Raw genomic sequence first — 18942 nt, forward strand, 5'->3', positions numbered from 1 at the left:
CCCTTAGGAAACTATATGAAGCGGGGTGGACCATTTAGCTGCGTCCATGCCGTGTTTTAGTGTGAGATCGGTGTGAACCAGTTCTAGCGATCATGTCGAGACCTGCTGGCTATCGAGTTTCTGTTCCTCGATATGCATTGGTCAACTCGGTTTCCGACCTCAAGGCCGATTTATCTGTATCTTGTCGGGAAAGCAGCGAAGTGGTGGCATGGGTTTCCTTGCGTTGCGCAAATCCCGCTGCCGAATGGAGCCGGGAAATCACGGTTCCAGATGGCGCTCAACCCCGGGTTGCCCAAGAACCGAGTGCTGATACGCGCGGGATTCATGAAGTAATGTTCTACAGCTAAGCCGTGCGTGTGCTACTAATGGGAGCAGTGACACGGGGTGCCGCAGGGCGGCTGAGAGAACACCCGTTGAACCTGATCCAGTTAGTACTGGCGAAGGGAATGTCCTGGATTCTGCGTATGTGTGCACCCGAAGTGCTTGAACCGTCCGCGTCTTTGGTCAAAAATCCATTCGCCAACAGACGCCGTCAAGGAGTTCAAACAAGATGAGCACGGACACCCAATCACCAGCAACCCCCATTGCCCTTCCACTTGAAGAGCAGGTCATTCTTGTCACCGGCGGAGCTCGAGGGCTCGGTGCCGCCATCAGCAAGGCCTTCCTTGCAGCTGGCGCGAAAGTCGTCATCAATTACAACTCTTCGGAACAAGCAGCCAATGATCTCGTCGCGCTCTACCCGAATGATGCAGTAGCCATTCAGGCTGATGTTCGCAACGAATCTGCGCTCAAGTCGATGGTGGCTGAAGCCGAAGATCATTTTGGACAGCCGGTGACAACTCTGGTGAACAATGCCTTGGTGGATTTCTCCTTTAATGGCGACGCCCGCTCCACCGCCGAAGCGATTTCCGCCGCAGAGCTCAGTGCCCAGTTCGCCGGATCGGTGCTGGCTCCCGTAGCTGCCATCCAGGCTGTACTGCCGGGAATGCGGCAAACAGGATTTGGCCGCATCATCAATATCGGCACCAACCTATTCCAGCACCCGGTGGTTCCGTACCACGACTACACCGCCACTAAAGCTGCGCTGCTGTCCCTGACCCGTACCTTCGCTGATGATCTTGGGCCAGAAGGAATCAACGTCAACATGGTTTCTGGAGGGCTCCTGCGCACCACCGACGCCTCGGCTGCGACCCCCGAGGCAGTATTCGACCTGATCGCCTCGGGAACGCCATTGCGTCGAGTCACCACGCCCGCGGAACTGGCCGATACCGTCCTGTTTTTCGCTTCCCCGCTATCTCGTGGGGTTACAGGTCAGAACCTTATCGTGGATGGCGGGCTGGTGAAGGGATGAGCCAGAAGAAACAGGTACATCTGAATCTGTTCCTCTATGGAACCGGGCATCACCAAGCGGCCTGGCGTGCCGAGGACTCGGCGGCCGAAGAGCTTCCCGATACCCAGTACTACATCAAGCTGGCCCAGCTGGCTGAGAAGGGGCTGTTGGACGCGGTGTTCTTCGCCGATGGCCAAGCGGTGTCAGCCTCAGCTGCGCAGGCCGGTCCCACCTGGTTCTTTGAGCCGGTGACGCTGTTGTCGGCGATCAGCCAATGCACCACGAATATCGGACTGGTCTGCACCATCTCGGCCAGCTTCTACTCTCCTTTCCACGCGGCACGCATGCTGGGCAGCTTGCAGCATTTGTCCAACGGGCGGGCCGGGATCAACGTGGTGACGAGCATGTGGGATACCGAAGCGCAGAACCATTCGCTCACCGAGCTGCCTGCGCACGCGCAGCGATATGGCAGAGCCGCAGAATTCATTGACGTCTTGCGCAAGTTGTGGGGATCATATCCGCATCAAGCAGTCCAAATTGACCGTGGCGGAAATTTCACCGATACGCGATTGCTTCAAGAAATCAATCACGAAGGCGAGCACTTCTCGGTGCGAGGTCCCTTGAATATGCCCAACTCAGTTCATGGCGAGCCTGTCATGTTCCAAGCAGGCTCCTCGCCAGCTGGCCGTGAACTGGCAGCAGCACACGCTGAAGCGATCTACTCGGTAGCAGCCGATCACGAGATGGCATCCGAATTCGCCCAAGACCTTTCCGAACGCACCAGAGCTTCGCGATGCTCGGACAACAGGGCGCTGATCATGCCCGGGCTGGTGACCTATGTGGGGCGCACAGCAGAAGAAGCCAAAGCCAAGCAGCGTGCACTGAACGAATTGCTGCCAACGGGGGACGCTCTGCGCCAGCTGGGAGTATTCTTGCAGCAGGACACCAGCCGCTGGCCTTTGGATGGACCCGTACCGGATCTGCCGCCACTGGAAGAATTCACTGGCCCGGCTGGCCGATACACCACGATTCTGCGGCTCATCGAGCTGCACCAGCCCACGGTTCGTGAACTACTCGGCCTGCTGGCTGCTGGCGGGGGCCACTGCACCATGGTGGGAACGCCGGAAATGATTGCAGATGAGATTGAACTCTGGATCGATAGCGGGGCCGCAGATGGCTTCAACCTGATGCCGCCGTCCCTGCCAGGATCTCTGGAGGACTTCATTGAGCTAGTGATTCCGGAATTGCAGCGCCGTGGCAGATTCCGTACCCGCTACGAGTCGGCTACCTTGCGTGGAAATCTTGGTTTGGCTGTTCCGGAGGCTGTGGCCTTGGCGCGCGGCTAGTTGTGTGGTTGCGCTTCGGGAGCCAAGCCGGGGAAATCATTCTCAAAGTAATCCAGGATTTTCTGTGTTGAGAAGAAATCCAGGAGGAATGACTCCTGAAGCGCAAAGACGTTGCCTCCGCGAACGGAAGGCAATTGTGCAAGGGAGGCATCGGAAGAGAACTGCTCGGTGGCCTCTGGATCCGAGGAGAGCAGGAAGGCCGTATCGCCCGGCAAGGACTTGGCCAGTCCTTCGTAGCTGGTGAACGAGAAGTCTTCGCGTTCTTGCATGGAAGTATCAAACTCTGCTGGAGGATCCAGCACGGTGAACCCCAGGGACTCGAACAGCTGTGCATGCGGACCGGTGCTCTGGGCTATGGGGGAGATGTTTCCCTGGTGATAGGAAAGAATCGATGCCGTGGTGCCGGCGGGGATCGACAGGGACTGTTTCAAGCTGGCAACACGTTGGCTGATGATGCTGTTGTTGCGAGCCGCTGCTTCCTCCGTGCCGGTAGCCTTGGCTAGATCCGCGCTGAGCGCGGTCCATTTCTTTTCGGTGTAATCGACGAGGAGAGTTGGGGCGATTTCCCGCAACTGGTCGAGATGCTCCAATTCGGAATCCGCGCCTGAGGCGGAGACCAATATCAAATCAGGCTTGCGATCCCGAATAGCTTCGAGATCAAAATTCCCGATTTCATAGAGTGCATCTACCGAGCGTTTTGAGGCCACTTGGCCCCACTGGTTCAAGAATCCATGCTTGTCTGTTGCCGGGTTCTGTGGTGCGACGGACGTGGCAACGACCGGGGCGTCGAGGGACAATAGAGTTCCGGTCACTGATACGGAGGTTGAGACGATGCGCTCGGGCTTGGACGGAATCTTGATGAGGTCTCCGGTCTCGTCGGTGACGACCCGTGGCCAGCCGTCGGCCTCGACATCGGCGGTACTGGCGTAACGGACTTCGGGCTTCGTCGTGGACGTGCATGCACCCAGCGAAATAACGAGAAGGCAAGCAATGATGGCAGCGGCGGCCTTGGGCAAACTTGAACGCACGAAAGCTTCTCCTAGGCATGACTCGTTGCACGAAGTTGATCCGGAAGCTCAGGTTGAGTCCCGCAATCCATCACCACATTATGCGATGTTATTGTGAACTGCTGACCTGGAGCTCCAGCTGAACCCTCCGTTGATCAGACGTTATTTCGCTGTGCTCGGTACCAGATGCGTGCTGAAGATCATTCCGGGCACACTGAAGCACTCTTCGGGGACGTTGTTCTTGTTGCCAAGAGCGACTGGGTGAACTTCGGGGGAGCTTGGTTCATGGCCGAGCCTCGCCGACCATCGGATTGCGGCCAGATTCGGGTTTTCCACGCAGCCGAACACCACGCGATACCTACCGATGCAACCTGCCTTCACGCAAGGTCCAGTAGGAAGAGATATGCGATGAATGCTTATTCAGATGCCAATACTCGGTGATCCGGCTGATGGCTTTGATAGTGGACCGTTCGGCATGGGCGATGACGCCCACTTGGCCCGCTGGGAGCGGAAGCGATTGGAACGCGGCCGGAAGCGCGTTGCTTTTGCCTGCAGGCATTGATTCCCGAGAAAGCCACTGTAAAACAACGCCTTCTGGATGTTTCACGTCAAACATTGCGTTTTTGTCGGCCGCTTCGATCAGCGCAGTTCCCTGGGCATGCGCGGGCAGGGCTTCTAGGACTTTGGCAATAGCGGGCAGGCCAGCTTCATCGGCTGCTAGGACGTAGTAGTCGGCATTGAGCGATAGCGACGTCTTGCTGCGGGCCGGGGAGATGACCAAGGGATCTCCTGGCTGTGCAGTTCCTGCCCAGTGGCCAACGGTGCCTGGCGCACCATGAACTACAAAATCAATAGCCAGCTCATTGAGGACCGGGTTGACCCAGCGAATGGTGTAGGACTTTGAGCGGGGAACTTGTTCGCGCGGCAGCCGATGGCGCAGGGTGCGCAAATCGTAGGGAGGAACCAGGCCGAGCGAAGGATCCGCGACAAAAACCTTGACGTACTCGTCTAGCGCGGAATTGGAACGGTAGCCGTCAAGGTTTGGTGCACTGGCAATGAGCCGCACCATCTGGTCGTTGAGCCATTCCACCCGCGTGATGGTCAAAACGTGCTGGTCGACTTTGGTGCGCGGAGTATCCAGAAGGCCTAGCGGTGGCGAATATTTGGCCAGGGGTTCTTCGTAGGCGGGGGTTGGAAATTCAGGTGCGATGGCCATCGAAGCGCCCGATTCTGCGGGCCGGTGATGGTGGTTGAAGGAAGTGCGAAGCGTCTTGTCGAGGACTTTGCGTGCTGCAGCCAGCGCTGCCGCCGACCCGGCGCGCTGCGCTGCGGCGAGCAGCTCGTCGGTTTCCTGCTCGTTGAGGAACCGGCTGGAAGCGATGTTGCGGTAAAGCTCTTCTTTGGCCACGGCGTATCCTGCTTTGGCTCCAGCCTTTTCAGCCATGGCTAGAACGTCCAAGGTCAAGCCCTCTTTGGGGGAGACCGAAAACTGCGCTCCGTAGCTGCGGTGCTTATGATGCTTAGACATAATGTGCCCCTTAGCTTCGCTGTCGCGGGAATCAGCTCGTATGCCTGAGTATGAGCGAAACAGGGCGAACAAAACAAGTAGTTTTAAAGCAGTGTTCTGGGTTCGTGGAAGGTGGTCGCCTCTAAGGGGTTTGCCGCTATCTACAAGGATTATTCGATATTCGATTCATTCGACAATAGGCGTTCAGAGTAACTAAAATTAGCCGCATGCCTGATACATTGCCACCGTGCCCCCAATGCTCCAGTGAGTACACCTACGAGCTTGATGCATTGCTGGTCTGCCCGGAATGCGCTCATGAATGGAACGCGAGTGCCGAGGAATCCGAGTCGATTGAAACTGTCATCAAGGACGCAGTAGGCAACGTTCTGCAGGATGGCGATACTGTCAGCATTACCAAGACCATGAAGGTCAAGGGCGCCCAGAGCGCACTGAAAGCTGGAACCAAGGTGCGCAATATTCGATTGACTCCTGGCTCTGGCGACCATGATATCGCTGCCAAAGTTGATGGCTTTGGCCAGATGGAACTGAAGTCTTCTATCGTCAAGAAGATCTAAGGGCCTGGTTTCTTGTAGATGGCAGTCCGTTCTCCTTTCGGAGGCGGGCTGCTTCCGTCTTTAAGGGCGCTTCCTGACCGGGCTTTGCTTGTCAATCATCGGCCCGCACTTCTGCGGGGCACCGGCCTGCAGGCCGATTTCCGCCCGTTCCCTGCCGAGCCTTCGAACGAGGTGCTCCAGATGCCCTGCGCTCCCGAGGCGCAGGCGAGGCTAGAGCTTTTGTTCCTTTTTGCGTGCGTAGGAACGGGCAGCGCGTACTCGGTCTCCGCAACGAGTTGAGCACCATTGTCTGCGGCCGTGGGTTCTGAGGAAGAATCGCGTGCATGGCTCTGCCTCGCATTGAGACAGCTGGTCTGCTTCATCGCCGCTGAGCAGCGAGGCAGCGTCTTCTGCCAAAGCCGCGAGCGCGTGCTCGGTGAGTTGCGTCGCTGGGTGCTCTAGGGCACGGAAAAATCCTTTGCCGTTCTCCTGCCTGAGCAGAGCAGTGTTGGGTGCCGCCAGCAGCGCGCCATTGATGCCCCGCAATGCTTCTCGGCCAATTTCTGTTCCCGACGTGCTTGCGGTGAAGGCTTCGCGAATTTGGGCGCGCAACGTCGCCAGGCGGTTCTGGCAATAAGCCTGCAAGGATGCCTCGTGGGGGACTAGGTTCCGCTCGATGAGCCACTGCGTTGTTGATTCAGGTGTAGCTAGCGCATCAAAACTCTTGTTGCTGGGTAGCTGGATTTCACTGTTGACCAAGTCGATACTGCAGTGTTCCTGTGCACCTGGGCTCGGAGGAAGCGGCATTTGAAGCATAACCTCATGGTATCAGGATTGTTTTAACGTGATTTAATGCTAGTGTGAGCATCACGGTAAAAATGACAATAAACGTGAGAAATGAGTTTTGCATTGCATCCTGCGCCACGGTTCGGCTCAGCTCCCTTTGGCCTGTCCGCCCATGCCGGCGGTGGTCCGGGAGTGGGCCAGTCTGCACAAGAAGGCTTGAACGACACCATCGAGACCGCCAAAACCGCCGATCGAATGGGCTACCACCGCTTTTGGATGTCGGAGCATCACGCGATGCCGGCTCTGTCCGTCGCTTCGCCTCCATTGATGATGGCCCGGCTTACCGCGGACACCCAGCGGATCCGACTCGGAGCGGGCGGGATCATGTTGCCAAATCATGCGCCGCTGATCGTTGCGGAGCAATTCGGCATGCTCGAAGCACTGGCTCCAGGCCGAATAGATCTTGGAGTTGGGCGCGCTCCGGGAACTGATGGAGCCACAGCTTCGGCTTTGCGCAGGGAGAACTTGGGCGCCGAATCATTTGATGAGCAAGTTGCTGAACTCTTGGGATTCCTCGCCGATGATTTCCCTGACCATCATCCATATAGCCAGGTGCATGCCGTGCCGGGGCCTTGGCAAAACAAGGAGAATCGGATTGCTGTTCCAGGGCGTCAAACCCCGTTGTGGATTCTGGGCTCATCGCCGTATTCGGCTCAATTGGCCGCGCGCCTTGGCCGCCCCTACGCTTTTGCCCTGCAATTCGGGGACGCTGATATTGAGACGGCACTGCGCATCTATCGGGGCAACTTTGCGCCCTCCAAGGTTTTGGGCGCTCCGTACGTGATGGTCAGTCTCAGTGCCATCGCCAGCCGCGACGCCGAATTTGCCAAGGCGGAAGCCACCAGCACTGCGATGGCGATGTTGCGGATGTTCAAGCGCGAATCTTTCAAGCTCTTGGATCCGAAAGAAGTGGCCGAATATCCAGCGACAGTGCAGGAGCAGGCCATAATCCAGATGTATGCCCAGCGCACCCTTGCCGGAACTGCTGAACAAGTGGCCCGGCGGCTCGAGGCGCTGCAGGCATCGACCGGTGCCGATGAGCTGATGCTAGTGACGGCAAGCTATTGGCAAGGCAGCGGGGCACAAACTCTGCGGCTGCTGGCTGAACATTACCAAAACTGATCCCGGCAATCGCCACCACAGGCGCAACACCTAGAAGATGGAGAGAAAACAATGGAAACACCACGTCGAGCATTGATCATTATCGACGCTCAGCAGGAGTACTTTGAAGGCCTTCTGCAGATTCAGTATCCCGACCGTGAGCAGTCTGTGTCGGCCATCGCGCGCTCGATGGACGTTGCGCGACAGGCCCAGATCCCCGTAGTAGTGGTCCAGCATCAGGCCCCGGAAGGGTTCCCGGTGTTTGCCCCGGAATCGTCAACCTTTGCGCTGCACCCGCAAATCTCCGATCGCTTGAATATAACTGAGCATAGCTTCACCAAGAACTTCGCCAGTATTTTTGCAGGCACCGGTTTGGAGTCCTGGCTTCGAGAGCGGGAGATCGATACGCTCACGCTGGTTGGCTACATGACAAACAACTGCGTCATTGGCTCCGCCGCAGCTGCTGAACCACTGGGCTTTAAGGTGGAAGTGCTTTCTGATGCCACCGGCGCCATCGACATCGCCAACGCGGCGGGTGCAGCCCCGGCGCGACAGGTCCACGAAACGCTGATGGCCGTATTGAACTCGAGCTGGGCGGCTGTTGCGCCCAGCGCCGAGTGGGCCAACGCCGTGGAAAAGGGCCATGCTTTGGCCGGGGACAACCTCATCGAGTCAGCAGCGCGCGGGCGCGCTGGCCAGTAGCGCCAGCGCGGATCCGAAGCTTTGCAAACGAAGTGGAACCGCAAAGCTAGGCTGAGGTGGCCAAGCTGGCCAAGCTGATTAGTTCGGACAGCTGGTCACTGGGCTGGTTGGCGCCAAACGCCGGCTGGCCCGGCTGCAGGCGTACGCCTTCAGCCAAGGTGCCGATGCGGAGCGGATCAAAGCCGAAGGCGTCTACCAGCTGGGCCACCTCTTCGACATCCGCAGCACCATTTCCGGCAATGGCAATGGCCTTGCGTTCACTGCCTTCCGGCCGGGCTTCTTCCTCAAGGTCGTGGTATCCCATGTGGTTGAAGGCCTTGACCACGCGCGCGCCGGCGATGAAGTCCTGGATCAATTCGCTGGTGGAGACCTCCGGGCCGTTCAGATCCTCTCGGATGCCATCGGTTTCCCACCAATAATTCATCGCATCGACCACCAGCTTGCCCGACAACTGCTGGACAGGGATAGTCCGGTACTTGCCCAGCGGCAGGGCCAGGAAGACCACATCAGCTTCACTGGCAGCGGTGGCCGCATCAACAGCCACCGCTCCCGGAGTCAGGATCTCGATGGTCAAGGCGATCGCGCTGGGATCCCCGGATCCGGCGATAAGCACCTCGTGGCCCGCCTTGAGAGCCAGCCGTGCCAATGCGGTGCCGATCTTCCCGGCGCCAAGGATGCCAATTTTCTGCAGTGCCATGTTCATTTCCTCGCAGGTGCTTATCGTCCAGCTGGGACCGGTTGCTCGGCGAGCATTTCCCGGACTAGCGGGATGACCTTGTTGCCGTAGAGCTCCACGGCGTGAAGCCGCGCACCGGCTTCTACGGCGCCGCCGGAGTAGATCAAATCGAAGCGGCCGATGTCCAGCGTCTTCACGGTGTTGGCGATCTTGCGGGCCACGGTTTCGGGGGATCCGATGTAGAGCGAGCCCTCGCTGGCTTCGTGCTCAAATTCGGAGCGGCTCATCGGAGGCCAGCCGCGCGTTGCGCCGATCCGGTCGCGCTGTGCCTTGTAGGCGTCAAACATGTATTCACGGGCCAGCTCATCGGTGTCAGCCACGAAGCCGGGGGAGTGCAGGCCCACCGGTGTGCTCTGGTGCCCGAACTGTTCATTGGCCCGTCGGTAAAGGTCCACGTAGGGTGCAAAGCGTTCAGGAGATCCGCCGATGACGGCCAGCATCATGCGGAAACCGTAATGCGCCGCGCGGATCACGGATTGCGGGGAGCCGCCTACGCCGACCCAGGTGCGCAGCCGCCCGGACTCGGTCTTGGGGAAGACATCCATATCCGTGAGCGGTGCACGCTTGGTGCCTTGCCAGGTTACCGGCTTCTCGTCGAGCAGCTTGTGGAACAGGTCGATTTTCTCCTCAAAGAGGACTTCGTAGTCGGCCATGTCGTAGCCGAACAGCGGAAAGGATTCGGTGAAGGAGCCGCGCCCCAGCATGACTTCGGCGCGTCCGTTGGATAGCGCGTCCACCGTAGCGAAGCGCTGGAATACGCGTACCGGATCATCGGATGACAAAACGGTTACGCCGGAGCCAAGGCGAATATTTTCCGTTGCGGTGGCGATGCCGGCCAGCACCGTTTCCGGGCTGGAAATAGCGTATTCCGGGCGATGGTGCTCACCGACGGCAATAACATCCACGCCAGCCTGATCGGCAACGATGGCCTCCTGCACCGTGGCGCGGATGGCCTGCGCCTGGGTCAGCAGCTGGCCGGATTCCGCACTGGGCACATCTCCGAAAGTGTCGATGCCAAATTCGATATTCTCGATGGCGTTCATGACCGCTCCCTCTTCAAAAATAAGTTGATGCATCAATTATATTCAATATTATTGACGTGTCAATTAGTTTTAGGCGGCGTACCTCGGCGGTCGCCGCTGATATCGCAAAAGACGTTGAACTGCAACGGATTCTTGCTGGATTGGGCTTGCCAAGCAGACCTACGGTAGAAAAACCCGGTGTACGGGAATCACAAGGAGGGAACCATGCGCGCTCAACAATCCTCTGCAGTGCCGATGGCGCTTGCTCTTGGGGTGCTGCTGTCAATCGCCGGCTGCAGTTCAAGCCCTGGCGGCGAAGCGTCAGAAAGCCCGGCATCTCCAACGACAGCCGAAAATTCGGCTCCTGCGCAAAGCACGCAACCGGCGACAGATTCTGCCGCAGCAAGCATGCCAGCGAGTTCTGCGGCAACTGGAAGCTCAGCTGACCCGATGACAGGTGCCTTGACCCTGTTCTACGTTGCCGTGGGCGATGAGGGAAAATCCGGTCCGAAGATTGGCTGCGGCGATTCGCTGGTCGCAACTGAAACCGGGCCCGTGGAATTCACCAACCAGATCGAAGCCTCAATGATCGCCCTCCTTGACGATGATGAACAGGAACTAGGAGGTTCCGGATTGCGCAATGCGTTGGCCAGTTCCGACCTCGACTATGTTTCATCAACGGTGAAAGGCGATTCGGTGAGCGTTGAGTTGAGCGGATCCGTGAGCTCCGGCGGCATCTGCGACGATCCGCGCATGATCGGGCAACTCGAATACACCGCAATGACCGCCGCTGGTACCGGCCAGGCCCAGATTCTTGTCAACGGCGAAAAGCTCGAGGAAGTGCTCAGCGCCAAATAGTCCTGCTGGAACAAAAAACGGCGGTTCTCCCCAGTGAGGAGAACCGCCGTTCAGGCGTGGGCCAAGGCCTAGCCGAAGTACTTCTTCATGGTGCCTTCGTTAGCCTCGCGAAGCTCGTCCACCGATACGGTGAATTCGCCTTGGACTTCGAGGGAACCGGACTGTGCATCAACAATGCCCAGGCGGGCCACGGTGACACCGCGAGCGCTGGTCATGTCGTTGAAGCGAACCTCTTCGCTGCGTGGAACTGCAACCACGGCACGAGCCTGGGTTTCGGAGAACAGGGCGGTGAAGGAATCGATGCCGTCACGATCCTTGATCTCGTCCAGTGCCACACGAGCGCCGACGCCGAACCGCAGAACCATCTCGGACAGGGCAGCAGCCAGGCCGCCTTCGGACAGGTCGTGAGCCGAATCGATCATGCCATCGCGGCTGGCATTGATCAGGATCGCGCCCAGTTCCTTTTCCGCTGCCAGGTCAACCTTGGGCGGAAGGCCGCCGAGGTGGCCGCGCAGGTTGGCGAACTCGGAGCCATCGAGCTCATCCTTGGTGGAACCGATCAGGTAGATCGCCTGGCCGTCGGCCTCTTCGCGCCAGCCCGAAGGGGTGCGGCGGGCGACGTCGTCGAACTTGCCCAAGGTGGCCACCACTGGGGTCGGGTGGATGGCCTTGTCACCGGTCTGGTTGTACAGCGAGACGTTGCCGCCGGTCACCGGAACTCCGAGCTCCATGCAGGCGTCGGACAGGCCGCGGATGCCCTCGGCCAGCTGCCACATGACATCCGAGTCCTCGGGGGAACCGTAGTTCAGGCAGTCCGAGACAGCCGCTGGGATAGCACCCGAGGTGGCGACGTTGCGGTAGGACTCGGCCAGTGCCAGCTGGGCGCCGGCGTACGGGTCCAGGTAGGTGTAGCGGCCGTTGGCATCGGTAGCAATGGCAACGCCCAGGCCGGTGGACTCGTCGATGCGGACCACGCCGGAATCATCCGGGGAAGCCAGCGCGGTGTTGCCGCCAACGTAGCGGTCGTACTGGTTGGTGATCCAGGACTTGTCGCACATGTTCGGGCTGGCAATCAGCTCCAGAACGGCAGCCTTCAGCTCCTCGCCGGTGGCTGGCAGGTTCTTGCCGGCCTGGGAGGACTTGAAGGTGTCGGCCTGCAGCGCGTCCTGCCACTCGGGACGGGCGTACGGGCGGTCGTAGACCGGGCCGTCGTGGGCGACGGTCTTAGGGTCCACGTCCACGATGACTTCGCCCTTCCAGGTGATGATCAACCGGTCGGTGTCGGTCACCTCGCCCAGCCAGGAGTACTCCACGTTCCACTTGGCCATCACGGCCTCGAACGCCTCAACGTTCTCGGGGGTGACCACAGCCATCATGCGTTCCTGGGACTCCGACATCAGGATTTCGCCCGGGGTCAGGGTGGAGTCGCGCAGCAGCACGTCGGTCAGCTCGACCTGCATGCCGCCTTCGCCGTTGGATGCCAGCTCGGAGGTGGCGCAGGAGATGCCCGCGGCGCCCAGGTCCTGGATGCCCTCGACCAGCGAGGCCTTGAACAGCTCCAGGCAGCACTCGATGAGCACCTTCTCGGCGAACGGGTCGCCGACCTGGACAGCAGGTCGCTTGGATGGCTTGGTGTCATCGAAGGACTCGCTGGCCAGCACCGAGGCGCCGCCGATGCCGTCGCCACCTGTGCGCGCACCGAAGAGCACGACCTTGTTGCCCACGCCCGAGGCGTTGGCCAGGCGCAGGTCCTCGTGGCGCAGCGCGCCGACAGCCAGCGCGTTGACCAGCGGGTTGCCCTGGTAGATCGGGTCGAACACGGTTTCGCCGCCGATGTTCGGCAGGCCCAGCGAGTTGCCGTAGCCGCCGATGCCGGAGACCACGCCGTGCACCACGCGCTGCGAGTCCTCATGGTCGATGGCACCGAAGCGCAGCGGATCCATCACGGCGATCGGGCGGGCACCCATGGAGATGATGTCGCGCACGATGCCGCCGATGCCGGTAGCGGCACCCTGGTATGGCTCGACATAGGAAGGGGAGTTGTGCGACTCGATCTTGAAGGTCACGGCCCAGCCGTCGCCCAGGTCGGTGACACCGGCGTTTTCGCCGATGCCGACCATCAGGTCCTTCTTCATCTCGTCCGTGACCTTCTGGCCGAACTGGCGCAGGTGGTTCTTGGTGGACTTGTACGAGCAGTGCTCGGACCACATCACCGAGTACATGGCCAATTCCGCGGCGGTCGGACGACGGCCCAGGATCTTGACGATCTCGGCAAACTCGTTGTCCTTCAGGCCCAGCTCTGCCCAGGGCAGTTCTACATCCGGGGTGCCAGCGGCGTTTTCAACGGTATCGATGTTGAATTCCTTGGTGACTTCCTGGCTCACTTTTTTCCTCCAACAAGGTGGGTCAGAACACTGGTGAAGAAGGTCAGGCCGTCGGTGCCGCGGGCGTCCGGGCCAAAGCCGACCTCAATGGCGTGCTCCGGGTGCGGCATGAGGCCCACCACGTTGCCAGCCTTGTTGCTGATGCCGGCGATCGAGCGGCGCGAACCGTTCGGGTTCCAGCCCACGTAGGAGAACGCAATGCGGTTTTCCGCTTCGAGCTCGTCCAGCACCTTCTCGTCGGCCACGTACTGGCCGTCCTGGTTCTTGAGCACGATGGTGATCTCCTGGCCAGCCTCAAAACCATTGGTCCATGCGGTCTGGTTGTTCTCCACGCGCAGCAGCTGGTCGCGGCAGATGAACTTCAGGTGGTCGTTCTTGATCATCGAACCGGGCAGCAGGTGCGACTCGGTGAGGATCTGGAAGCCGTTGCAAATGCCCAGTACCGGCAGCTTGGCCTCGGAGTTCGCGGCGTCCGCGATCTTGGCCATCATCGGTGCGAAGCGCGAGATCGCGCCGGCACGCAGGTAGTCGCCGTAGGAGAAGCCGCCGGGGATCACCACGGCGTCAACGTCCTGCAGATCGGTGTCGGCGTGCCACAGGGACACGGCCTCGGCACCAGCGGCGCGCACGGCACGAGCGGCATCACGGTCATCGAGGGTGCCCGGGAAGGTCACCACGCCGATGCGTGCTCCGGAAAGTTCGGTGCTTGGCGTTGAGTAGTCGCCAATCAGGGGGAGTTCGGTGCTCATTAGTCTTCGACTACCTCGACGTTGACGACATCTTCGATCACCGGGTTGGAGAGCAGGGTTTCTGCTGCCTCGCGCGCCTGGGCGAGGATTTCTTCGGTCACCTCGCCGTCCACGGAAAGTTCAAAGCGCTTGCCCTGGCGGACAGCTTCGAAGGAGGTGAAGCCTAGGCGGGGAAGTGCTCCCGCGATGGCCTTGCCCTGAGGGTCAAGGATTTCTGGCTTGAGCATGACATCTACAACGATGCGGGGCATCCGGCATATCTCCTGTTGGCGAGGTTAAGTTAAATGCCACACGGAGATGCCGTCTCACACCAGGGGGATTTGGCGCTCCGCGAGCTTGCCCTCATAGTCTACCCGTGAATGTGATGGGGCAGATGTGCCTGTGTGCCATAGCACCCGATATCGCTGGATAAAAGCCATGTGATCTTTGGCTCACGGGGTGCAAGATGGTTCCATGCGCGTATTCTGAAAGCGTGAAAAACTCTAGTCAGACGACGTGTTATTGCCGGGAACTGGACTCGCTCAAGCTCAGCTACCAAGAGTGCTGCCAACGCTTTCATGACGGGCGGGCAGATGGATCCGCGTTGCCTGAAACCGCTGAGCAGCTGATGCGCTCACGGTATAGCGCCTTCGTAGCCGGCCTGGCGCCGTACTTGCTGGCGACTTGGCATGAAAGCACGCGCCCCCAGGAATTGGAACTTGATCCGCAGATGCGCTGGACGGGGCTGGAAATCATCACAACGCGCAGCGGTGGCGCGGAAGCGAGCCGTGGCGTGGTGGAGTTTGCGGCGCACTATCTCGAAGGCCAACGAGAAGCGCAGCAACATGAAGTCAGCACGTTCGTGCGCGAAAACGGGGCGTGGTTCTACCTCGACGCCCTGTAGCGATTAGCGGTTGCTGGCCGACTGAAGCATGTTCAGCATCTGCGTCTGCTGGCGTTCGCGGGCCAGCTTGAAGGCATCGGCACCGGTGCGGTCTTTCAACCGTGGATTCGCGCCATTGGTGATGAGCATCTGGGCGATATTCACCGAGCTGTTGGTGCCCTGCCCGAGCACGATGGTCTCATGCAGGGCGGTCCAGCCCAGATCATTGACGTGGTCGATGTCGATATCGGTGTGCAACAAGATGCGAACGGCGGCAACTTGGCTGTTTTCGCTGGCGACGGTCAAAGCGGTTCCGCCCATGCGGCTGACCTCGTGCACATTGGCCCCGCTATTGATGAAAGCTTGCAGGGCGCCGGTCAAGCCATTGGCGCTGGCGCGCAGGAATGGTGATTCCTGGTACTCATCCTTGACGTTCGGATTAGCCCCGGCATCGAGCAGGGCCTTGGCGATCAGCTCATCCTTGACGATGACCGCACGCATGAGCGGGGTGCGCCCGGCATCGTCCTTGACGTTCAGATCGGCACCGGCCTTCAACGACTTCTTCACGGCGTCGAGATTGCCGGAATCAATAGCGGCGTAGAGCTTGCGTGCGGCAGCAGGCAGGGTCGGGGAGGCTGGGGTCATCGCTTTCAGCGAGGCGCCGGAGGCAGCCCCTGAGGCCAAAGGCGATAGCGTGGACTGCGAACTTGCGGCGCTCGGGGTGCTGCTGGCGCTGCTAGGCGCCGGCGAGCTGCTTTGCGCTGGGGTGGACTTTACCGGTGCCGAGGATTTGGCACTAGGCACCGACGTGGTCGAAGCCTGCGGGACAGCGGTTTCTCGTACAGCCGAGGATGTGGCCTTGGGCGTAGCACTTGCCGCGGGGCTGCTGCTCGGAGCTTCAAGGGCCTGGGGCGATGAAGCTGCGCAACTAGTGCAGGCCCCAATGGCCGCGGCCAGCGGAAGTGCAATTAAAGCGATGCCACGACGGTGCGTGGAGAGCCCGGTTCGAAGTGCCATCTGTCCTTTCGCGGTTTAAACACCCGATCCCCCGCGGCTGTCGCAGCTGGCTGGGGACTTAGCTTGTAGGCTTCTGTTTTCAAATGCGAGCTTAGCGCTCGAAGCTGAAAATTTGCGGTCAATCAGCGCCAAGAATTCTTGGCGTTCGGAATTGAAGAACTTCGCTAAAATTATAAGCATCATGGAATGCCTCTACTTTTCAGCCTCCCGCTGCCGTTCGTGTACCCAAATGACGGTTCCCTATGCCCAGCAATTGCAAGCAAAAGTAGCGGACTGCCAGCACCTGCTTTCCGGCTTCGACTCGCTCAAATTCCTTCCGGCCCAAGCCAGCAGCGAACAAGGTTTTCGCAACAAGGCGAAGATGGTGATTTCCGGTACAACCGCGCAACCCACCATCGGCATTCTTGACGCCGATGGGCATGGCATAGACCTGCGCAATTGCGGGGTCATCGCGCCGGCATTGCGTTCGCTGTTCCCTGTCATCGAGAACTTCATCAAAGAGCTGAAGCTCGTGCCCTATAGCGTTCCGCAGCGCAAAGGCGAGCTCAAGCATGTGATCCTCACTCTGTCGGACACCGGATCCGTGATGGTGCGATGGGTGCTGCGCACTAAAAAGCACTTCGTGGCTCTGCGCGATTCACTTCCGCAGTTCCTTGAGCAGCTGCCGCGCCACAGCGTCGTTTCGGTGAATTTCCTGCCGGAACACAAGGCCGTGCTGGAGGGCGAGGAAGAGATCATCCTGACCCGCCGCACCACTTTGGAATTCGGGCTGAACGGTGTGCCAATGCACCTTCGCCCGCAGGGCTTCTTCCAGACCAATACCGAAATTGCCGCTGCCTTGTATCGCCAAGCGCGACAGTGGATCGATGATATCGATCCCGAGAGCGTCTGGGATCTGTACAGCGGGGTCGGTGGCTTCGCACTGCACTGCGCCGGCGAGGGCCGCGCCGTCTACGGCATTGAAACCAGCACCGAGGCGGTAGCCGCGGCCAAGACCAGCGCCGATTCCCTGGGGCTGGGCGACACCCACTTTGTCGCCCAGGATGCCACCGAGTTTGCACTGAACGCAGGCTGGGCTCCGGACGCGGTGATTGTGAATCCACCGCGACGCGGAATCTCGGCCGAGCTGGCGACGTGGCTGAACGGTTCGGATATCCAGCATGTGATCTACTCCAGCTGCGATGCCAAGTCCCTGGCCCGCGATCTGGAACGCATGGGGAACTACACGCCACAGCTGGCGCGCGTCATGGACATGTTCCCGCAGACCGACCACTATGAGGTCATCGTGAAGCTGGAGCGCAAAGCCTCCTAGCGGTCCAGGGTTGCGGTACGCCGGTCCAGCCGCACGACAATCTCATCCACCAGATGCGGATCGATGTTCGGTTCGCGCCGGGCCTTGAGCAGCTCATCGCGGGCCGCCTCCAAGGCGATAGCCTGAATCGAATCGGCTTTGGCGATCACGGCGCGAATCTGGGTGTACTTCTCGTCGGAAATGGCATCGTGCGGGTCTGGATCCCTGGCCAGGATCGAGTGCAGGGAATTCATGCGACGCCGAACCGCCTGCTGGTAATTCTCCGGAAGCTCCTGCAGGTCAACGTTGTTGCGCAGCGCGGACATCGCAACAGCTTCGGCGCGACGGGCCAGCGCGCGACGGGCACGCTTGGTATCCTGCTCGTTGTTGCGCAGCTTCAGGACGCGCATCAAGGACGGCAAGGTCAGGCCCGGCAGCACCAAGGTGCACAGCAGCACCGAGCACGCGGCCACCACGACGAAGTTGCGCTCTTCAATTACCGTGCCATCGGCAGTGGCATGAGGCAGTGCCAAGGCCAAAGCCAGCGTGGCCAGTCCGCGCATGCCGCACCAGGTCAGAACCAATGCGTCCTTGCGGGCAGGAATCTTGGTCTTGGTGCGGTTGGGCAGGTAATAGGTCGCCAGCATCCACAGGGCACGTACCGCGATGACCACAAAGCAGATTGCCGCAATGCCAGGAATGTAGCCAATCAGGTTGCTTCCTTCTTCCTGGATCACCTGATTCATTTCGATGCCCATGAGGCCGAAGGCCAGGCCGGTAGCCAGCAGCTCGAGCACTTCCCAGAAGGCCTGGCGGGTCAAGCGTTCCGCAGAGTCCTGGGGGCGGTCGCGCCGGACCATTTCAAGTGCGGTGACCACCACCGCGATCACGCCGGAAACATGGACTTCCTCGGCGAGCATGTACACCGCGTATGGAGCCACGAGGGTGGCTGCGCAACGGGCGGCAAGATTGGGGACGAAGCGGTTCAGCGCACCGATGACCCAGCCCATGGCCAGGCCCAGGACCACGGCGCCTGCGGCGCCGATGAGGAACTGCGGGACGATCTCCAAGCCGACTTCTGAATCGTTGACAGTTGCCTGGACGGCCAGCTGGAAGATCACGATGGCCATGGCATCGTTGAACAGCCCTTCGGTTTCCAGCAGCGAGGTCAACCGCCGTGGCATGTTCACCTTGGTGGCGATGGCATCCACCGCTACCGGGTCAGGCGGCGCGACAATAGCGCCAAGGGCCAGTGCCAAGGGGATGGAGACGATGGGGGAGAAGGCCAACGCCGTGGCGGCAACGGTGCCTGCAGTGACCACGATGAGGACCACTGCTAGGCGGATCAGGGCTTTCCATCGGAAACGGAACACTGACCAACTGCTTCGCTGCGCTGTAGCAAAAAGCAGCGGCGGCAAGAAAATTGGCAGGATCAATTCTGGATCGATATGCATTTCGGGCATGAACGGGAGAAAGCCCGCCAGCGTCGCGAAAATGAGCATCAGGATCGGGTACGGCAACTTAATGCGCTCGCCGATGCCAACGATCAGAATAGTGGCGAATAACAATCCGATGATCAGCAGGAAAAAATCCATAGTCTTCTAATAGTAGTTGATTTACCCAACTAAAT

General features: G+C 59.8%; 19 protein-coding genes and 1 riboswitch. Of the genes, 9 read left to right on the forward strand and 10 right to left on the reverse strand.

The window, feature by feature from the left end; genetic code table 11:
* Positions 1-370: 370 nt before the first annotated feature.
* Positions 371-464, forward strand: a riboswitch (TPP riboswitch).
* Positions 465-550: 86 nt separating this feature from the next.
* Both AOZ07_RS01805 and AOZ07_RS01810 read left to right on the forward strand, forming a co-directional pair.
* Complete coding sequence (locus tag AOZ07_RS01805; RefSeq protein ID WP_060700441.1) at positions 551-1351, forward strand: 3-oxoacyl-ACP reductase; 801 nt, start codon at positions 551-553, stop codon at positions 1349-1351.
* Positions 1348-2676: an NtaA/DmoA family FMN-dependent monooxygenase gene (locus tag AOZ07_RS01810; protein WP_060700442.1), complete on the forward strand. Its 1329-nt coding sequence runs from the start codon at positions 1348-1350 to the stop codon at positions 2674-2676. The genes AOZ07_RS01805 and AOZ07_RS01810 overlap by 4 nt, the downstream gene beginning before the upstream one ends.
* Here the strand turns inward: AOZ07_RS01810 and fepB are convergent.
* The gene (gene fepB, locus AOZ07_RS01815) at positions 2673-3704 is read right to left on the reverse strand and encodes a Fe2+-enterobactin ABC transporter substrate-binding protein (protein WP_075972391.1); all 1032 of its coding nucleotides are present in this window, start codon (positions 3702-3704) and stop codon (positions 2673-2675) included. The genes AOZ07_RS01810 and fepB overlap by 4 nt on opposite strands.
* A 337-nt stretch (positions 3705-4041) precedes the next feature.
* Positions 4042-5211, reverse strand: coding sequence for a siderophore-interacting protein (locus AOZ07_RS01820; protein WP_060700444.1), 1170 nt, complete (start codon positions 5209-5211; stop codon positions 4042-4044).
* Positions 5212-5417: 206 nt separating this feature from the next.
* Here AOZ07_RS01820 and AOZ07_RS01825 point away from each other — a divergent pair, with 206 nt between their 5' ends.
* Positions 5418-5765: a zinc ribbon domain-containing protein YjdM gene (locus tag AOZ07_RS01825; RefSeq protein WP_060700445.1), complete on the forward strand. Its 348-nt coding sequence runs from the start codon at positions 5418-5420 to the stop codon at positions 5763-5765.
* 210 nt (positions 5766-5975) lie between these two features.
* Here AOZ07_RS01825 and AOZ07_RS01830 read toward each other — a convergent pair whose 3' ends face one another.
* Positions 5976-6560, reverse strand: a complete 585-nt coding sequence (locus AOZ07_RS01830) for a CGNR zinc finger domain-containing protein (protein ID WP_060700446.1) — start codon at positions 6558-6560, stop codon at positions 5976-5978.
* 81 nt (positions 6561-6641) lie between these two features.
* Here AOZ07_RS01830 and AOZ07_RS01835 point away from each other — a divergent pair, with 81 nt between their 5' ends.
* Both AOZ07_RS01835 and AOZ07_RS01840 read left to right on the forward strand, forming a co-directional pair.
* A complete protein-coding gene (locus tag AOZ07_RS01835) occupies positions 6642-7712 on the forward strand; it encodes an LLM class flavin-dependent oxidoreductase (protein ID WP_060700447.1) in 1071 nt (356 codons plus the stop codon).
* Between the two features lie 51 nt (positions 7713-7763).
* Positions 7764-8393, forward strand: coding sequence for an isochorismatase family protein (locus AOZ07_RS01840; RefSeq protein WP_060700448.1), 630 nt, complete (start codon positions 7764-7766; stop codon positions 8391-8393).
* 46 nt (positions 8394-8439) lie between these two features.
* On the opposite strand, the gene AOZ07_RS01845 is transcribed toward AOZ07_RS01840, so the two are convergent.
* Together AOZ07_RS01845 and AOZ07_RS01850 are read right to left on the reverse strand one after the other, a co-directional pair.
* The gene (locus tag AOZ07_RS01845) at positions 8440-9090 is read right to left on the reverse strand and encodes an NADPH-dependent F420 reductase (protein WP_236995240.1); all 651 of its coding nucleotides are present in this window, start codon (positions 9088-9090) and stop codon (positions 8440-8442) included.
* Between the two features lie 20 nt (positions 9091-9110).
* Positions 9111-10172, reverse strand: a complete 1062-nt coding sequence (locus AOZ07_RS01850; protein WP_207758467.1) for an LLM class flavin-dependent oxidoreductase — start codon at positions 10170-10172, stop codon at positions 9111-9113.
* 387 nt (positions 10173-10559) lie between these two features.
* On the opposite strand from AOZ07_RS01850, the gene AOZ07_RS01855 reads away from it, so the two are divergent.
* Positions 10560-11009 carry a GerMN domain-containing protein gene (locus tag AOZ07_RS01855; RefSeq protein ID WP_236995241.1) on the forward strand — a complete coding sequence of 150 codons (450 nt, stop codon included), beginning with the start codon at positions 10560-10562 and terminating at the stop codon, positions 11007-11009.
* A gap of 68 nt (positions 11010-11077) precedes the next feature.
* Here the strand turns inward: AOZ07_RS01855 and purL are convergent, their stop codons facing one another.
* The 3 genes from purL to purS are packed head-to-tail and all read right to left on the reverse strand — an operon-like array spanning position 11078 to position 14393.
* Complete coding sequence (purL, locus tag AOZ07_RS01860) at positions 11078-13393, reverse strand: phosphoribosylformylglycinamidine synthase subunit PurL (RefSeq protein ID WP_060700451.1); 2316 nt, start codon at positions 13391-13393, stop codon at positions 11078-11080.
* Positions 13390-14142 (reverse strand): phosphoribosylformylglycinamidine synthase subunit PurQ, encoded by a 753-nt coding sequence (purQ, locus tag AOZ07_RS01865; protein WP_060700452.1) that lies wholly within the window; start codon positions 14140-14142, stop codon positions 13390-13392. Before purQ ends, purL begins: the two co-directional genes overlap by 4 nt.
* Complete coding sequence (purS, locus tag AOZ07_RS01870) at positions 14142-14393, reverse strand: phosphoribosylformylglycinamidine synthase subunit PurS (RefSeq protein WP_038991933.1); 252 nt, start codon at positions 14391-14393, stop codon at positions 14142-14144. The genes purQ and purS overlap by 1 nt, the downstream gene beginning before the upstream one ends.
* 221 nt (positions 14394-14614) lie before the next feature.
* On the opposite strand from purS, the gene AOZ07_RS01875 reads away from it, so the two are divergent.
* On the forward strand, positions 14615-15025 hold the full coding sequence (locus AOZ07_RS01875) for a YchJ family protein (RefSeq protein ID WP_075972392.1): 411 nt from the start codon (positions 14615-14617) through the stop codon (positions 15023-15025).
* A gap of 3 nt (positions 15026-15028) precedes the next feature.
* Here the strand turns inward: AOZ07_RS01875 and AOZ07_RS18395 are convergent, their stop codons facing one another.
* Positions 15029-15688, reverse strand: coding sequence for an ankyrin repeat domain-containing protein (locus tag AOZ07_RS18395; protein ID WP_171919633.1), 660 nt, complete (start codon positions 15686-15688; stop codon positions 15029-15031).
* Between the two features lie 10 nt (positions 15689-15698).
* On the opposite strand from AOZ07_RS18395, the gene AOZ07_RS18620 reads away from it, so the two are divergent.
* Positions 15699-16040: a hypothetical protein gene (locus AOZ07_RS18620; protein WP_171919634.1), complete on the forward strand. Its 342-nt coding sequence runs from the start codon at positions 15699-15701 to the stop codon at positions 16038-16040.
* Between the two features lie 162 nt (positions 16041-16202).
* Entirely contained in the window at positions 16203-17333 is a 1131-nt protein-coding gene (locus tag AOZ07_RS01890; RefSeq protein WP_060700455.1) for a methyltransferase domain-containing protein, read from the forward strand.
* Here the strand turns inward: AOZ07_RS01890 and AOZ07_RS01895 are convergent.
* Positions 17330-18907 (reverse strand): cation:proton antiporter, encoded by a 1578-nt coding sequence (locus AOZ07_RS01895; RefSeq protein ID WP_060700456.1) that lies wholly within the window; start codon positions 18905-18907, stop codon positions 17330-17332. The genes AOZ07_RS01890 and AOZ07_RS01895 overlap by 4 nt on opposite strands.
* Between the last annotated feature and the right edge of the window lie 35 nt (positions 18908-18942).

This window comes from Glutamicibacter halophytocola (genome assembly GCF_001302565.1).
GTDB lineage: Bacteria > Actinomycetota > Actinomycetes > Actinomycetales > Micrococcaceae > Glutamicibacter > Glutamicibacter halophytocola.

Bases quoted from the DNA above. Each gene is read 5' to 3' on its own strand.
- AOZ07_RS01895 (WP_060700456.1), bottom strand. From the start codon at position 18,907: ATGGATTTTTTCCTGCTGATCATCGGATTGTTATTCGCCACTATTCTG.
- AOZ07_RS01855 (WP_236995241.1), top strand. From the start codon at position 10,560: ATGCCAGCGAGTTCTGCGGCAACTGGAAGCTCAGCTGACCCGATGACA.
- AOZ07_RS01840 (WP_060700448.1), top strand. From the start codon at position 7,764: ATGGAAACACCACGTCGAGCATTGATCATTATCGACGCTCAGCAGGAG.
- AOZ07_RS01845 (WP_236995240.1), bottom strand. From the start codon at position 9,090: ATGGCACTGCAGAAAATTGGCATCCTTGGCGCCGGGAAGATCGGCACC.
- AOZ07_RS01810 (WP_060700442.1), top strand. From the start codon at position 1,348: ATGAGCCAGAAGAAACAGGTACATCTGAATCTGTTCCTCTATGGAACC.
- AOZ07_RS01820 (WP_060700444.1), bottom strand. From the start codon at position 5,211: ATGTCTAAGCATCATAAGCACCGCAGCTACGGAGCGCAGTTTTCGGTC.
- purQ (WP_060700452.1), bottom strand. From the start codon at position 14,142: ATGAGCACCGAACTCCCCCTGATTGGCGACTACTCAACGCCAAGCACC.
- AOZ07_RS01850 (WP_207758467.1), bottom strand. From the start codon at position 10,172: ATGAACGCCATCGAGAATATCGAATTTGGCATCGACACTTTCGGAGAT.
- AOZ07_RS01830 (WP_060700446.1), bottom strand. From the start codon at position 6,560: ATGCTTCAAATGCCGCTTCCTCCGAGCCCAGGTGCACAGGAACACTGC.
- AOZ07_RS01890 (WP_060700455.1), top strand. From the start codon at position 16,203: ATGGAATGCCTCTACTTTTCAGCCTCCCGCTGCCGTTCGTGTACCCAA.
- purS (WP_038991933.1), bottom strand. From the start codon at position 14,393: ATGCCCCGCATCGTTGTAGATGTCATGCTCAAGCCAGAAATCCTTGAC.
- AOZ07_RS01825 (WP_060700445.1), top strand. From the start codon at position 5,418: ATGCCTGATACATTGCCACCGTGCCCCCAATGCTCCAGTGAGTACACC.
- AOZ07_RS01805 (WP_060700441.1), top strand. From the start codon at position 551: ATGAGCACGGACACCCAATCACCAGCAACCCCCATTGCCCTTCCACTT.
- AOZ07_RS01835 (WP_060700447.1), top strand. From the start codon at position 6,642: ATGAGTTTTGCATTGCATCCTGCGCCACGGTTCGGCTCAGCTCCCTTT.